We start from the raw sequence: 15,437 nt of genomic DNA, 5'->3' as shown, positions 1-15,437 counted from the left end.
ATCCATTTGCTATAACCTATGTGCAATTCGCCATCCGCTATTTGCTATTTTCCTACCTTGCAGGCTCAAGCAAGCAACATGAAACTTCACAATTTCAATTCAGGGCCTTCTGTCCTGCCGCAAACCGTTATGGAGCAGGCATCACAGGCGATTCTAGATTTTAATGGAACAGGATTGTCTATTCTCGAAATTGGCCATCGAACCACGCATTTTCAGGCTGTGTTGGATGAAGCCATTGCCTCTGTAAAGCAACTGATGGATTTGGGAGATGATCATGATGTATTGTTTCTGCATGGCGGTGCTACTACGCAGTTTATGCAGGTGCCCATGAATTTACTGGATGACCAGGCAACGGCTGCCTATCATATCAATGGTATCTGGGGTAAAAAGGCAGCTACCGAAGCAGCTCTGTTTGGAAAAGTTACTATCGTTGCCGACAGTGCTGATAGGCAGAACACCTATATTCAAAAGGAATTCAGCATTCCGGAGGCGGCAAGTTACCTCCATATAACATCAAATAATACAGTAGAAGGAACACAATGGCATCAATTCCCCGAAACCAGTGTGCCGTTGGTAGCAGATATGAGCAGTGATATCTTTTGCAGGCCTGCTAATTATAATCGGTTTGCATTCATCTATGCAGGTGCTCAGAAAAATATGGGTGCAGCAGGGGTGAATATGGTGGTGGTAAGGAAAGATGTACTCGGAAAAGTGAATCGCCGTATCCCCACCATCATGGATTATCAGAAACATATTGCAGCCGGCTCTTTGATGAATACGCCACCAGTATTTGCCGTATATGTAAGCATGCTTACCCTTCGCTGGATTATACAGGAAGGTGGTTTACCTGAAATGGAGAAAAGAAATCAGGCAAAAGCCAATCTCTTGTACCAGACCATCGATAGCCTTCCCCTGTTTACACCAACCGTCGCAAAAGAGGATCGCAGTCTTATGAATGCGGTTTTCTTTCTGAATGATCCGGCACTGGAACCAGTTTTTTTGGATGAATGTAAAAAGGAAGGTATGATTGGGGTGAAAGGTTACAGAACCGTAGGCGGTATACGGGTTAGTATGTATAACGCATTGGATCAAAGCAGCGTAGAAGCTATCTGTTCATTAATGCAGGATTTTGCACGCCGAAAAGGCTGATTTTATATAAGCGGTTACAGGCTGTTCCGAAATTTACCTACTTTTGGACCGAAAAACGATTTTGGTCGAAAAAATGATATTGTCCGCAAAAGAAGAGATCGTAAAAGACGACATTCTCAAAGAAGCACAAAAGCTATTCCAACAGTTTGGTTTGAAAAAAACCACTATGGAAGATATTGCCCGTTCTATGGGAAAAGGGAAGAGTACCCTGTATTATTACTATTGCAGTAAGGAAGAGATATTTGACGCCGTCATTAGCAAAGAGATGACCGAAGTATTTCATGATGCCCGGGAAGCAGCTGAAAAATCGGCTTCAGCCGAAGATAAACTCAGGGCTTTCACCATTACCAAAATAAAGGCACTTCAAAAAAAATCAAATCTATATAAGGTTGTACGTGGCGAAATGCAGGAAAATATGCGTTGTATGAAACACCTGCATACAGAGTACGACCAACAGGAAGTGAAACTGGTAACAGATATACTCAGCTTTGGTATTAAAAACGGAGAATTCAGCTCGGCTATAAAAAAAGAACTCGATATACTCCCTATGATCATTGTAAGTTCTTTAAGAGGGCTGGAGCGGGATCTTTTTGCCGGAAATAAATATCCTAAACTGGAAACCAGAATTGATTCCGTGATAACGATCATGGTAAGAGGATTAAAAAAATAAAAATGGAGTTCATTCGTCTCGTCCAGTCTCAGACTGGACGGACATTATTTAATAATCGAGAAAAATTCATGCATGAAAGAACAAATACAGCCAGCAAATGGAAAACTGGGAATACTGCTTCCGGGTCTTGGTGCAGTGGCAACCACGGTCATAGCAGGTGTTGCAGCAGTAAATAAAGGGCTGGCACAGCCCATTGGCGCCCTTACGCAAATGGGTAATATCCGTCTCGGAAAAAGAACGGAAAACAGGTATCCACTCATTAAAGATTTTGTTCCATTGGCACCCTTAAGTGATGTAGTATTTGGGGGCTGGGATGTTTACAGTGATAATGTATACGAGGCGGCCATGAATGCGAAAGTGCTGGAGCCATCATTGCTCAATACGATCAAACCCGAGTTGGAAGCCATCAAGCCCATGAAGGCAGTGTTTGATAAATCTTATGTAAAGAACCTGGATGGCACACATATTAAATCAGCTGCCACAAAATGGGATCTGGCTAATGAGGTAATCAATGACATCCAACAGTTTAAAAAAGACAATGGTTGCGATCGTGTAGTAATTGTTTGGTGTGGGTCAACAGAAAAATATATTGAACCTTCTGCAGTTCATGAAACGGTTGCGTCATTTGAAGAAGGTTTGAAGAACAATGATCCTGCTATTTCACCCAGTATGATCTATGCATATGCAGCCATAAAAATCGGTGTGCCATATGCAAATGGAGCGCCTAATCTTACATGTGATATCCCTGCTCTGATAGAACTTTCTAAAGAAACAGCTACACCCATTGGTGGTAAGGATTTTAAAACAGGCCAAACCCTTATGAAAACGATTCTTGCGCCAGGTTTACATGCCAGAGCACTGGGAATCAGGGGTTGGTTCTCAACCAATATTCTTGGTAATAGAGACGGTTTGGTATTGGATGATCCGGATAATTTTAAAACCAAAGAAGTATCTAAGTTGAGTGTACTGGAAGATATCCTCCAACCTGAAATAAACCCTGAACTGTATGGAGATTTGTACCATAAGGTTCGTATCAATTATTATCCCCCACATGGAGATAATAAAGAGAGCTGGGACAATATCGACATCTTTGGCTGGTTGGGTTATCCGATGCAGATCAAGATTAATTTCCTATGTCGCGATTCTATTCTTGCAGCACCCATTGTATTGGATCTGGCCATTTTTATGGATCTGGCAAAAAGAGCGAATATGAGCGGCATACAGGAGTGGTTATCATTTTATTTTAAATCACCACAAACAGCACCGGGGCTAAGACCTGAACATGATATTTTCAAACAGCTGATCAAGCTGCAGAACACACTGCGTCATATGATGGGTGAAGATTTGATTACGCATCTTGGTCTCGACTATTACCAGGATCTGGTAGAAGCACTATGATAGGTTTGCAGAAAATAATAGCCAGTTGTTTTGGCATCGGATATATCAAAGGTGGAGGAACCATTGCAGCACTTTTGTGTTGTGTGCCCTGGTACTTATTATCGGCAAAAGGGGTTTATCAGCAGGAAAGTTTGGCAATAACCATTGCGGTTACGGTTTTGGGTGTATGGGTCGCCAAAGGAGTTGAGAACAACTGGGGCAAGGATAGTAGTAGGGTTGTGATTGATGAAGTAGCTGGAATGATGATTAGCCTGTTATTTGTTCCGGTTACACTACCCTATATAGTAACCGGGTTTATATTGTTTCGGTTACTGGATATTACTAAACCGCTGTTGATCAGGAAAACAGAAATGCTTCCTGGCGGATGGGGGGTAATGATGGATGATATATTAGCCGGTGTATATGCCAACCTGATATTACACACAATTATGTGGTTAAATATTTTTTGATTGATGGTTACTTTTGTAAAAGCACAAGCTGCTTCATTAGCTGCTACTATTGTTGATTTTGCTGTCTTTATTGTATTGACAGCAGTATTCAACTGCTGGTATCTGGCAGCAAGCATTACAGGAACCGTCTCGGGAGGTATTACCAATTTTTTACTGGGGAGGGTATGGGTATTTGATGCATTGCATGGTAAAATGACCCGGCAGGCTTTTAAATACCTGTTAGTATGGATGGGTAATCTATTGCTTGTATCCGGAGGTGTATTTGTGGTAAAGGAATATGTAGGACTTACCCCCCTGGTATCAAAAATTATCGTATCTCTTATTGTAGGGTTTACCTATAATTATCTGTTACAAAAAAAATTCGTGTTCAAATAATAACAAAAATGAAAAGTAAAAGAGCTGTTGTAAGGTGGGGAATGATAGGAATATTGATTCTTCTTGGCTTTGTACAAAGTATGGCACAAACAGTCATTAAAGGAACGGTTGTAGATGCAGTCAGTAAACAACCATTACAATACGTGAGCGTGGTATTTAAAGGTGGCCGTGGTACGGTTACAGATAGTCTGGGTCAATTTACATTACGTTCAACCGGGAGTATTAATATTATAGTAGCTTCCTATGTAGGTTATCTGAATGTGCAGAAAACAATTATACCTGGAAAAGAACAGGTGATTGATTTTGAATTGGAAACAGATCCGAAGGCCATCAATAATGTTACCGTTTCTACTAATAAACGTGCTAAATACCGGAATAAAAACAATCCTGCTGTCGACCTCATCAGAAGGGTTATTGATAATAAACCTCTGAACAGACCCGAGAAATATGACTATGTGGAATATGATCAGTACGAAAAACTGGAAGTATCGCTAAGCAGCGTTCCGGAAAAACTCGCTAACAGCAGAATGTTGCGTAAGTACCAGTTTTTGTTTGAAAACAGAGACACCACCAAACTGCAGGGTAAAACCTTATTACCAGTATATCTGGAGGAAAAACTTACGCAGAAATACTACCGTAAAAAGCCGGAAAAAACCAAGTCTATCATCAGAGGAGAGAAAAGGGTGAATTATGGTGAATATATAGATAATGATGGCGTGAGTCAGTATCTCAACAGATTAATCATGGATGTAGATATCTATGATGATAATATACCTCTCTTTACGTATCAGTTTTTAAGTCCGATTGCCGATCTGGCCCCTACATTTTATATGTTTTATATCCGCGATACAGTAACAGACGAAAGTGGAAAAAAACTGATTAAAATGTATTTCACGCCAAGAAATACCAATGATCTTTTGTTTCGTGGTACCATGTATATCACACTGGACGGTAATTATGCAGTACAGAAACTGGATATGTTCCTGAGTAAAAATGTGAACCTGAATTTTGTGCGGGAACTTCGTATCGATCTTGATTTTGAACAAAATCCCGATGGTCGCTATCACCTGAGCAAGAGCAATGTTATGGCAGAAGCAGCTGCTACAAAAGGTGCCAGTGGCGGTTTCTTTGGTGAAAGAACGGTCTCATTTAAAAATTACCGCATTAATGAGGCAAGGGCCGACACTTTATATGACGGACCTTCCCTTGTGAAACAAAGCGATAAAATTGATAAACTCCCTGATAGTTTCTGGGAAAAAAACAGGCATGATACATTAACGGGCACCGAGTCGAAAATTTATTCCAATATCGACAGCCTGGAGAAAATGCCCTCGTTCCGCAGAACTATGGCGATTGCAACTTTTCTTTTTTCAGGGTATACATCTGTAGGTGGTGGTGGATTTGAAGTAGGTCCGGCTGCAGCATTCTATGGATTTAATCCGGTAGAAGGATTCAAACTTCGGCTGGGAGGCAGAACAACACCCAAGCTAAGCAAGCGTATCTATTTTGAAACCTATGGTGCATATGGTTTTAAAGATGAAAAGTTTAAATACTTTTTTGGAACAACCTATTCATTGAATAATAAATCCATCTATACCTTCCCGTTGAAATTTGTAAGGGCAAGTTACCAGCACGACACAAAAATTCCTGGTCAGGAATTACAATTTGTTCAGGAAGACAACTTTTTCCTTTCTTTCAAGCGGGGTAATAATGATAAATGGATTTACAACGATATATTCAAACTCGAATATGTGCATGAATTACAAAATAGATTGTCATTTACATTAGGCTATCGCAACTGGCGTCATACGCCAGCAGGCTCTATCGTGTACAATAAAATTGTAAATGGTAATGTGGTAAATATTCCTTCTATTAATACTTCTGAGTTTTCTGCACAGGTGCGCTGGGCACCAAAGGAGCAATTTTATCAGGGTAAAGTATTCAGGATACCTATTATTAATAAATATCCCATTTTCACACTTCGTTTTACAGCCGGTGTAAAAGGCCTCTTCAAAAGCGAATACAATTACCAGAATATCAATCTACGCGTTGAAAAAAGGGTGTTTATGTCGCAGCTGGGTTATAGTGATGTGGTAGTAGAAGGAGGGTATACATTTGGTTCTGCTCCTTACCAGTTATTAACGGTTCACCGCGCTAATCAGACCTATGCCTACCAGTTGAATTCTTATAATCTTATGAATTTTCAGGAGTTTGTAAGTGATCATTATGCTACGCTTCTATTGGATCATCATTTTAACGGGTTGATATTTAACCGTATTCCTTTGTTGAAAAAGCTGAAGCTCCGCGAGCTATTAAGTATGAAAATTATTTACGGTGGTATACGTGATCAGAATAATCCGGATAAAAATCCTGATTTAATCAAGTTTCCGACAACACTGGGTGTGCCAACTACTTTCTCACTGAGTAAAAAGCCGTATATAGAAGGAAGTGTGGGTATTGGAAATATTTTCAAACTCTTCAGGGTAGACCTTATTCGCAGGTTTAATTATAAGGAGAATCCAAATATCAGTACATGGGGCGTTAGGGCGCGTTTTAAATTTGATTTCTGATTTAGTATTTAATTTGCATCATAGAATATCATGGAAAAAGTTCCTTTAAGAATAAAATTGCAGAAAGCTATTTACGTAGTAATTGATCCCTTTGTAAAAGGATTGATTAAAATGGGGCTTACGCCAAACATGGTTACCATGATTGGGTTTGTACTTAATATTGGAGTGGCGGTAATCTTTATTGAAGGTGGTGAAAGAGGTAATCGTGGCGATTTATCATATGTGGGTTGGGCAGGTGCGCTGGTGCTTTTTGCCGGGCTTTTTGATATGCTTGATGGTCAGGTGGCCCGGTTGGGCAAAATGAGTTCGTCATTTGGTGCAATGTTCGATTCTGTGCTTGACCGATATAGTGAGCTGATTATGTTTCTGGGTATTTGCTATTACCTGATCGCCCATCATTATTTTCTTAGTTCATTATTTGCATTCATAGCTATGATAGGCTCTATGATGGTAAGCTATACAAGGGCAAGAGCAGAAGGGTTGGGCATAGAATGTAAGGATGGATTGATGCAAAGACCGGAACGGGTTGTATTAATAGGTGTTTCGGCTATTGCCTGTGGTATAGCAGGCGAATATCTGGGAGGCGACTGGAAATGGTATATTAGTGGAGTGAAATTTCATGTACTAGAAACAATGTCCATATTTACTTTACCCCTCACGCTAATGGCAGTATTAACGAATCTTACTGCTATCAGCAGACTGCGCAGTTCGAAGAAAGCACTGGATGCCAAAGATGCTTTACTGAAAGTACCAAAAACTATCGGAGTACCTGCTATTATAGCCTTTTTCTTATTTATGGCAGCACTAACTCCATCAAATAGTAGTTATGCGCAACAAGAAAAACCATCTGTAAATTATAAAACAGTGGTCGACCCTCAGGATACTTTCCCTGTACCCAAAGGAAATAGCAAACAACTTTTTTACCTGCAAAGAACAGCCAATACAAATACTATTATATGTGAATTGAACTATAATAAAAATGGAGAACTGGATGAAGATGATCCGGTACATGTATTCTGGATCCGTTATCCTGAAGGAGGGCATAAAAAGGAACTATCTTATATACAGCGGGTTTTTGCATATGGTATAAAGTCTCAAATGCTGGCTAAAGACTCTTATAAACTTCATTTTGTTTCCTATAAAAAACGTCCTTTATACCTGATGCGATCTCCAAAGGATAATCAATACAGGGTTTACACAACCATCAATAATCAGCAGGCAATATTAAACCGGATATTTATTAAAGTAGATGGAGGAACTTTCTGGTCGCCGAATGTGGTTTACATGGAAATGAAGGGTATTGATGAGCAAACCGGAAAAGAAGTAATGCAAAGATTCAAACCCTGATATGACAGGTCCATCAATAGCAAAACAACCTTTTTTTTCAGTAAGGCACTTGCTGATTACTACGGCTGTTTCCTTGTTCTATTTATTGCTAAGTGTATGGCTGATCGGATATAAACAGGATCAACTAAGTCTGGTTATCTTATTTAATACATGTTATTATCTTTCAGCAATCACAAGAAAATTTATTCTGGGATTTTCAATATTTATTGTCTTCTGGATCATTTTCGATTTTATGAAGGCCTTCCCTAACTATCTCTATCAGGAAGTGCATATCAATGATTTATATAGCACAGAAAAAAAACTTTTTGGTATTTCTCAGGAAACTGAATTATTGACGCCAAATGAATATTGGCGTGCCAATAGCCAAACCTGGTTAGATGTTTTAACAGGTTTTTTTTATCTGAGTTGGGTTCCTGTTCCCTTAGGTTTTGCAGCATTTCTCTTTTTTAAAAATAGAAAATGGTTTTTACAATTCTCATTGACTTTTCTATTGGTAAATATCATTGGCTTTATTATTTATTATGTTTATCCTGCTGCACCACCCTGGTATGTAGAAGAATATGGTTTTTTATTTAAAGCCAGTACTCCTGGAAATACAGCAGGTCTGGAAAGGTTTGATACATACTTTGGGGTTACGATTTTTAAATCGTTATATGAGAAAAGCTCCAATGTATTTGCTGCTATGCCTTCCTTACACTCGGCTTATCCATTGATAGTATTATACTACGGGTTGAAGTTCAAATTAAAGTGGGTAAATATTTTCTTTGCTGTTATCATGTTTGGTATATGGTTTTCAGCGATATATACAAGCCATCATTACGTGCTGGATGTCCTTGCAGGTATCACATGTGCCATCGTAGGCATCTTTCTATTCTTCTGGTTTTCAGACAGGCAAAAAACCGTTAAAAATGCTATTGACAGGTATGCACGTGTAATAGAATAGCCGAAGTAAATCTTTCATAACGTTTCTTTTATAATTATTTACGGATATTTGTACAATGGCAATTATTAAACCCTTCAGGGCATTACGCCCGCAACCACAACTGGCAAAACAGGTGGCCAGCAGACCTTATGATGTACTAAGTAGTGCTGAAGCAAAAATTGAAGCACAAGGAAACCCAAGTTCATTTCTTCATATTACTAAAAGTGAAATCGATTTACCTGATTCGGTAGATATTCATGCCCAGGAGGTATATGAACAGGCAAAATCAAATCTGGATGCATTCATGAAACGTGAAGTATTATTTCGCGAATCAAAAGAGTGTTATTATATCTATCAGTTAATTATGAACGGCCGTAAACAAACAGGACTTGTTTGTATAAGTAGTATCGATGATTATGAGAACGATATCATACGCAAGCATGAATTTACGCGCCCTGAAAAAGAACTGGACCGGATCAATCATATCCGTATTTCCGGCGCACAAACAGGTAATGTTTTTCTGGCATATAGAAGTCATGATTCGATAGATCAGGTAATTGAAAAATGGAAAGAAACCAAATCTCCTGTATATGATTTCACAGCAGACGACGAAATTCAGCATACGATCTGGATAGTAAATGATTCAGATACATGCGATCAGATCACGAAAATTTTTGAGACTCAGATTCCTTATACCTATATAGCAGATGGTCACCATAGGGCTGCTTCTGCGGCTAAAGTGCGTAAATCGCTTGGCAAAGAAGCTGGTCCCGGGGCTGATTATTTTCTTACTACCTTATTTCCATCAGCTCAGTTGCAAATCATGGATTATAACCGGGTAGTAAAAGATTTAAATGGAATGACGGCAACAGCTTTTGTAGAAGCACTGAAACAAAATTTTGATATTCAGTTAAAAGGTGCAGAAGCCGTAAAACCAGCAGCATTACATGAGTTTGGCATGTATTTGGAAGGAAACTGGTATACCTTGAAGGCAAAACCTGCTACTTATACGGATGATCCCATCGGTATCCTGGATGTGACTGTATTGCAGAATCATGTGCTGGATGCATTATTAGACATCAAAGATCCTAGAACCGATACCCGTGTTGAATTTGTAGGTGGTATCAGAGGATTGGCGGAACTGGAGAAAAAAGTAAATAGCGGTGATTTTGCAGCGGCTTTCAGTTTATACCCGGTAACTATTGATCAGCTGTTTGATATTTCTGATAGTGGACAAGTGATGCCTCCAAAAAGTACCTGGTTTGAACCTAAATTGCGTGATGGACTGCTGACGCACCTCATAGCGGACTAAAAATACAGTTATGCGAATTATTATATCGGTAATCTTCCTATTGATAAGTTTTACAGTAATTGCTCAGGAACCCGGAAAGAAATTACAGGAAACAGCCAAGTCTATGTTAATGCAGGGCGATTTCGACAATGCTGTTGCTATTCTGGAAACAGCTGCCAAACAAGCACCCGCGGATATTTCTATTCAGAAAGATCTGGCATATGCCTGTTACCTGAAAAGAGACTTCGGCAAAGCCATACAGATTGGTAAAATACTCACAGAAAGAGCAGATGCAGATGAGCAGGTATTTCAGATACTGGGTCTTTCCTATAAAGCAACTGCATCATATAAAGAGGGTATTAAATTGTATAAGACCGCTTTAAAAAAGTTTCCTAATAGTACTATTATTTATAACGAGCTGGGCGAATTACTTGCCATGGATAATGCTGCAGGTGAGGCTATAGAACAATGGGAAAAAGGAATAAAGGCCGATCCGAATTACAGCAATAATTATTATAATGCCTGTATATATTACAGTAAAACGGCTAACTGGATACGTGTGGCCTTGTATGGAGAGATTTTTGTAAACCTCGAAAGTTTTACAGAAAGAACAACTGATGTAAAGAAGGCTGTACTGAATGCATGGCAAAAACTCTTTTTACCTGCAATTATACCTCAGCAGCTCAAAAATAATCCGTCAGTGTTTGAAAAAAATGCATTACAGATACTGGAAAAAATAGTTCCGACGGTAACAGTTGGTTTTCAACCTGAAACGAGTACTTCCATCCGCTCAAAATGGGTATTGGATTGGTTTAAAACAAATACCGAATTTCCTTTCACATTGTTTAATCAACAACAGTATTTTATACGGGAGGGTCTATTTGAAGCCTATAATCAATGGTTGTTTGTTGAACCTGTAAATCAGGACGCTTTCAATGTATGGAAAAATACACATCCGAAAGAAGCATCCGCTTTCGAATCCTATCAGAAAACACGGCTGTTTAAAATGCCGGTTGGTCAGTACTATTTTTCAAAATAGTAGTCAAAATATTGTCTAAAGCCCGTAGCTATTGCCGCGGGCTTTTTTATTTGTGGGCTTTTTTGCTTAAATTCAATGTTCTAAATTGCTTTTATGGAGAGCCAGAAAGATGAAAGACTTTGGCGTATAGCTAAAAAAAGAGCTTCTTTTAAAAGAAGCTTATTTGCCTACATTGTGATTATAGCTTTTTTATGGGCAATCTGGTGGTTTAGGATCGGAAGAATAACGGGCTTTGTAGGTACTCCCTGGCCAATTTGGGTTATGTTGGGCTGGGGCATTGCATTGGGATTTCAGTATTTTAATGCCTATAATGGTAGTGTTCGTGATCTCGCTGAGGAAGAATATGAGAAACTTAAGAAGTAATAATAATATAGTTGTCTGAAGTGTTTTACTTTATTTGAATGATTGCCATATGATTGTAAAAAGACTTTTTGATTGCTTACAGCATCAGTTACAGCATTTTCCTAAAAGGGATATGTTAGCTGCAAAGGAAAACGGACAGTGGGTAAGCTATAGCACAGAACAGGTAGCAGATACGGTAAACAGATTTAGCGCTGGTTTAGTGCAGTTGGGTGTTAGTGCGAGAGATATTACACCGGAATCGAGTGATAAAATTGCAATTATCAGCAATAACAGGCCCGAATGGATTTTTACAGATCTCGCCTGTCAGCAAATTGGTGCTATTCTCGTTCCTGTATATCCAACAACAAGCCCTGTAGAATTGGAATTTATTTTGAACGACGCGGCAGTGCAGTATTTATTTGTGAGTATTGCTGAATTGCTGGAGAAAGCAAAAATGGTGGCTGCAAAAGTGCCATCTATCAAAACCATTTATACTTTTGATAGAATTGAAGGGGCAAGACATTGGACCGAAGTAACAGATCTTGCTACACCTGAAACCGTAAAGCAGATAAGTGAAATCAGTAAAACCATTCCTGTTTCACATTTGGCTACCATTATCTACACATCAGGAACAACAGGTACACCTAAAGGTGTAATGTTGAGTCACAGAAATATTTACTCAAACCTGCAGTTTTCAAAAGAAAGTTTTCCTTTTAATGATGCGCCCGAATCGAAAGTTCTCAGCTTTTTACCCTTAAATCATATTTTCGAAAAAACGGTTACTTATATCTACTTGTTTAGTGGTATTAGCATTTATTATGCAGAAAGTCTGGAAACCATCGGAGACAATCTAAGGGAAATTAAACCTGATGGTTTTACAACAGTTCCTCGTCTCCTCGAAAAAGTGTTTGAAAGAATTATGACCAAGGGAAATGAGTTGACAGGGATTAAACGAAAATTATTTTTCTGGGCTGTAGACCTTGCGGAACAGTATGATAATTTAAAAAGTGGAGGCCTGTGGTACAATATGCAACTTGCATTGGCTAATAAATTAATCTTTAGTAAATGGAGAGAAGCACTGGGAGGTAATGTATCTTTTATTGTAACAGGAGGAGCGGCCTGTCAGGTGAAATTATTGCGCATATTCAATGCAGCTAAAATACCGGTTTATGAGGGTTATGGACCAACAGAAAACAGTCCTGTGATCAGTGTAAACAGACAGGGTAAAGGTCTTACAAAATTTGGTACAGTCGGTCCCTTAATCAATGGGGTAGAATTAAAACTAGCCGAAGACGGAGAGATTTGTGTAGCAGGTCCCAGTGTAATGGAAGGATATTATAAGCGACCGGATCTCACTGCTGAAGCAATTGTTGATGGCTGGTTACATACCGGGGATATCGGTATTCTAGAAGATGGAAAGTTTCTGAAAATTACCGACCGGAAAAAAGAACTGTTCAAAACAAGTGGAGGAAAATATGTAGCACCACAACCCATAGAAAATAAATTAAAAGAAAGTCCTTTTATAGAACAGATAATGGTAATAGGTTCAGAAAGAAAATTTGTAGCTGCATTGATTGTACCTTCATTCCTTACTTTGAAAGATTGGATGAGAGAAAAAGGAATTAATTATACCACAAATGAAGATGCTGTTCATCATCCAAGAGTGTTAGACTTATATCGTGAACTGGTAGAAAGCTATAATGGTTATTTTAACCATGTAGAACAGATAAAAAAATTTGAATTACTGCCACAGGAATGGACGATTGACACAGGTGAAATGACACCTAAAATGAGTTTGAAGCGAAAAGTAGTCATGGAGAAATTCAAAGCAGCAATAGAACATATTTATGCCTGATGCATTTTGTTAATCGCCCCAGTAGCAAATAGTATAAGGATTAGAATAAGGATATATATCCTGAATAACAGTGGGATTTATTTATTAGTTAAATAAGAATCATTGTAGTATTTAATAATTTATACCAATTATGACTGATACGGGCGTTTATCGGGTAATGATCGAAAATGCGATGGATGCATTCTTTCTTACCAAAACAGATGGCACGATACTGGATGCAAATGCAGCCGCATGCCAGATGTTTGGGTATACTCAGGAAGAATTTCGTGGCGTAGGTCGAAAACAAATTATAGATATTGATTCGCCTGGTCTGGTTGATCATCTGAAAAAGAGGCAGGAAAGCGGTAAAGTAGTTTGTGAATTGATAGGTATCAAAAAGAACGGGGAAAAATTCCCTATCTGGGTTTCATCTGTCATATTTAGTGAAGAAGGTAATGAGCAAAAAACCTTTACGATTATCCATGATATATCAGAATTAAAAAAACGCGAAGAGGAACTACGCACTGCCGAAAGAAATATGCGTGTAATCCTGAATAACACCAATGAACTTTTTATTGTTCTGGATAAAGATCTTAACATTATCAATTTTAATAAAGTAACCGAGGAGAAATCAAGGAAATTATTAGGTGTTCCGTTTGAAAAAGGCAGGTCAATATTTGATAGTGCCGATCCTCAAAGGCTTCCATACCTGAAACAGTTGTATGCTGATGTGTTAAATGGCGCAATCCGTCAAAACATAGTTGAAATTCCTTCTACATCAGAACACCCTAAAATAATTGTAGAAATACGATATGCGCCATTAAAAGAAAATGGAGAAATAATTGGTGTTATCATAAATGTACATGACATAACCGAAGCCAAGGAAAAAGAGGCGATTCTGCTCCAAACAAATGAACGTTTCCATTATGTAGCAAAAGCAACAAACGATGCTATTTGGGATTGGGACATAAAAAAAGATGAAGTACTTCGGGTAGGAGATGGTCTCAAAAATATTTTTGGATACGAAATCGAAGAAGCTGCACATGAAAAAAACTTTTGGATAGACAGGGTACACCCTGCTGATTTACAAAATATGCTGGAAAAAAGAAAGTATATTTTATTTCAAACGAAAGAATTATACTGGGAAGATGAGTATAGATTCAGGAGAGCGAATGGAACATATGCTTATGTGTTCGATAAAGGTTATATTATTAGAGATAAAGAAGGTAATCCCGAAAGAATGATCGGAGCCACTCAGGATGTATCACAAAGAAAAGAGTCTGAATCACTGTTACTTGAGTTAAACAACCGGCTTAAAAAAAGAGCTGATGAACTCATAAATTCCAATGTTGAACTCGAACGGTTTGCTTATGTGGCCTCGCATGATCTACAAGAACCATTACGAATGGTAACCAGTTTTTTACAACTATTCAGGAAGAGGTATGAAGGAAAAATAGATGAAACAGCAGATCAGTATATACATTTTGCGGTAGATGGTGCTGAAAGAATGAAAACGCTGATCATGGATTTATTGGAATACTCAAGAGTTGGATCAAGTGCCGAAGTATTTCAGGAAACCGATACAGGAGAACTTCTCGCAACGTTAAAAGATGTTTTTTATAAAACCTGTGAAGAAACAGGAGCTGTAATTCATATTGGGAAAATGCCGGTGGTAAAGGCTAATAAAACACAGCTATTTCAGTTATTCCAGAATCTGGTGAGTAATGCTTTAAAATACCATGGGAATCAGGCACCTGAAATATCGATGAGTTTTGAGGAAAATGAAGATGAATATATTTTTGCGGTAAAAGATAACGGTATTGGAATTGATGCATCATTTCATGAAAAGATATTTGTTATTTTCCAGCGCTTACATAGCCGAACTGAATATAGCGGAACAGGTATCGGGCTTGCTATTTGCAAGAAGATTGTTGAGCGTCATGGGGGAAAAATATGGGTGTCGTCGGAGCCGGGAAAAGGGAGTACTTTTTTCTTTTCAATTTCAAAGAGAATATAAAACAACGATCGTACGTTCCTTCTTTAAATGTTTA

The 15,437-nt window shown here is 38.5% G+C and carries 13 protein-coding genes; all 13 read left to right on the top strand.

Annotation, left to right across the window (positions count from 1 at the left end; translation table 11 throughout):
- Positions 1–78 precede the first annotated feature (78 nt).
- Complete coding sequence (gene serC / locus BC659_RS05490; protein ID WP_133473662.1) at positions 79–1,149, top strand: 3-phosphoserine/phosphohydroxythreonine transaminase; 1,071 nt, start codon at positions 79–81, stop codon at positions 1,147–1,149.
- 73 nt (positions 1,150–1,222) lie between these two features.
- On the top strand, positions 1,223–1,819 hold the full coding sequence (locus BC659_RS05485; RefSeq protein WP_133473661.1) for a TetR/AcrR family transcriptional regulator: 597 nt from the start codon (positions 1,223–1,225) through the stop codon (positions 1,817–1,819).
- Positions 1,820–1,891: 72 nt separating this feature from the next.
- Complete coding sequence (locus BC659_RS05480; protein WP_133473660.1) at positions 1,892–3,217, top strand: inositol-3-phosphate synthase; 1,326 nt, start codon at positions 1,892–1,894, stop codon at positions 3,215–3,217.
- Positions 3,214–3,666 carry a phosphatidylglycerophosphatase A family protein gene (locus tag BC659_RS05475; RefSeq protein ID WP_133473659.1) on the top strand — a complete coding sequence of 151 codons (453 nt, stop codon included), beginning with the start codon at positions 3,214–3,216 and terminating at the stop codon, positions 3,664–3,666. Before BC659_RS05480 ends, BC659_RS05475 begins: the two co-directional genes overlap by 4 nt.
- Before the next feature lie 3 nt (positions 3,667–3,669).
- On the top strand, positions 3,670–4,041 hold the full coding sequence (locus tag BC659_RS05470; protein WP_133473658.1) for a GtrA family protein: 372 nt from the start codon (positions 3,670–3,672) through the stop codon (positions 4,039–4,041).
- An 8-nt stretch (positions 4,042–4,049) separates the two neighbouring features.
- Complete coding sequence (locus tag BC659_RS05465; protein WP_133473657.1) at positions 4,050–6,611, top strand: DUF5686 and carboxypeptidase-like regulatory domain-containing protein; 2,562 nt, start codon at positions 4,050–4,052, stop codon at positions 6,609–6,611.
- A 30-nt stretch (positions 6,612–6,641) separates the two neighbouring features.
- Positions 6,642–7,958 carry a DUF4833 domain-containing protein gene (locus BC659_RS05460; protein ID WP_133473656.1) on the top strand — a complete coding sequence of 439 codons (1,317 nt, stop codon included), beginning with the start codon at positions 6,642–6,644 and terminating at the stop codon, positions 7,956–7,958.
- 1 nt (position 7,959) lies between these two features.
- Positions 7,960–8,901, top strand: coding sequence for a phosphatase PAP2 family protein (locus BC659_RS05455; RefSeq protein ID WP_133473655.1), 942 nt, complete (start codon positions 7,960–7,962; stop codon positions 8,899–8,901).
- A 55-nt stretch (positions 8,902–8,956) separates the two neighbouring features.
- Positions 8,957–10,192, top strand: coding sequence for a DUF1015 domain-containing protein (locus BC659_RS05450; protein WP_133473654.1), 1,236 nt, complete (start codon positions 8,957–8,959; stop codon positions 10,190–10,192).
- A 10-nt stretch (positions 10,193–10,202) separates the two neighbouring features.
- Positions 10,203–11,210: a tetratricopeptide repeat protein gene (locus BC659_RS05445; protein ID WP_133473653.1), complete on the top strand. Its 1,008-nt coding sequence runs from the start codon at positions 10,203–10,205 to the stop codon at positions 11,208–11,210.
- Between the two features lie 93 nt (positions 11,211–11,303).
- Complete coding sequence (locus BC659_RS05440; RefSeq protein WP_133473652.1) at positions 11,304–11,573, top strand: 2TM domain-containing protein; 270 nt, start codon at positions 11,304–11,306, stop codon at positions 11,571–11,573.
- A 49-nt stretch (positions 11,574–11,622) separates the two neighbouring features.
- Entirely contained in the window at positions 11,623–13,407 is a 1,785-nt protein-coding gene (locus BC659_RS05435) for an AMP-dependent synthetase/ligase (RefSeq protein WP_133473651.1), read from the top strand.
- Positions 13,408–13,537: 130 nt separating this feature from the next.
- Positions 13,538–15,403, top strand: a complete 1,866-nt coding sequence (locus tag BC659_RS05430; RefSeq protein ID WP_133473650.1) for a PAS domain-containing sensor histidine kinase — start codon at positions 13,538–13,540, stop codon at positions 15,401–15,403.
- Positions 15,404–15,437 lie beyond the last annotated feature (34 nt).

The organism is Sediminibacterium goheungense (assembly GCF_004361915.1).
Classification (GTDB): domain Bacteria; phylum Bacteroidota; class Bacteroidia; order Chitinophagales; family Chitinophagaceae; genus Sediminibacterium; species Sediminibacterium goheungense.
This window is presented reverse-complemented; position numbering and strand designations above follow the sequence as displayed.

What these genes read in the sequence shown, in the direction of transcription:
- BC659_RS05435 (WP_133473651.1), top strand. Translation starts at nt 11,623, where the DNA reads ATGATTGTAAAAAGACTTTTTGATTGCTTACAGCATCAGTTACAGCAT.
- BC659_RS05440 (WP_133473652.1), top strand. Translation starts at nt 11,304, where the DNA reads ATGGAGAGCCAGAAAGATGAAAGACTTTGGCGTATAGCTAAAAAAAGA.
- serC (WP_133473662.1), top strand. Translation starts at nt 79, where the DNA reads ATGAAACTTCACAATTTCAATTCAGGGCCTTCTGTCCTGCCGCAAACC.
- BC659_RS05485 (WP_133473661.1), top strand. Translation starts at nt 1,223, where the DNA reads ATGATATTGTCCGCAAAAGAAGAGATCGTAAAAGACGACATTCTCAAA.
- BC659_RS05450 (WP_133473654.1), top strand. Translation starts at nt 8,957, where the DNA reads ATGGCAATTATTAAACCCTTCAGGGCATTACGCCCGCAACCACAACTG.
- BC659_RS05455 (WP_133473655.1), top strand. Translation starts at nt 7,960, where the DNA reads ATGACAGGTCCATCAATAGCAAAACAACCTTTTTTTTCAGTAAGGCAC.
- BC659_RS05470 (WP_133473658.1), top strand. Translation starts at nt 3,670, where the DNA reads ATGGTTACTTTTGTAAAAGCACAAGCTGCTTCATTAGCTGCTACTATT.
- BC659_RS05460 (WP_133473656.1), top strand. Translation starts at nt 6,642, where the DNA reads ATGGAAAAAGTTCCTTTAAGAATAAAATTGCAGAAAGCTATTTACGTA.
- BC659_RS05445 (WP_133473653.1), top strand. Translation starts at nt 10,203, where the DNA reads ATGCGAATTATTATATCGGTAATCTTCCTATTGATAAGTTTTACAGTA.
- BC659_RS05480 (WP_133473660.1), top strand. Translation starts at nt 1,892, where the DNA reads ATGAAAGAACAAATACAGCCAGCAAATGGAAAACTGGGAATACTGCTT.
- BC659_RS05475 (WP_133473659.1), top strand. Translation starts at nt 3,214, where the DNA reads ATGATAGGTTTGCAGAAAATAATAGCCAGTTGTTTTGGCATCGGATAT.
- BC659_RS05430 (WP_133473650.1), top strand. Translation starts at nt 13,538, where the DNA reads ATGACTGATACGGGCGTTTATCGGGTAATGATCGAAAATGCGATGGAT.
- BC659_RS05465 (WP_133473657.1), top strand. Translation starts at nt 4,050, where the DNA reads ATGAAAAGTAAAAGAGCTGTTGTAAGGTGGGGAATGATAGGAATATTG.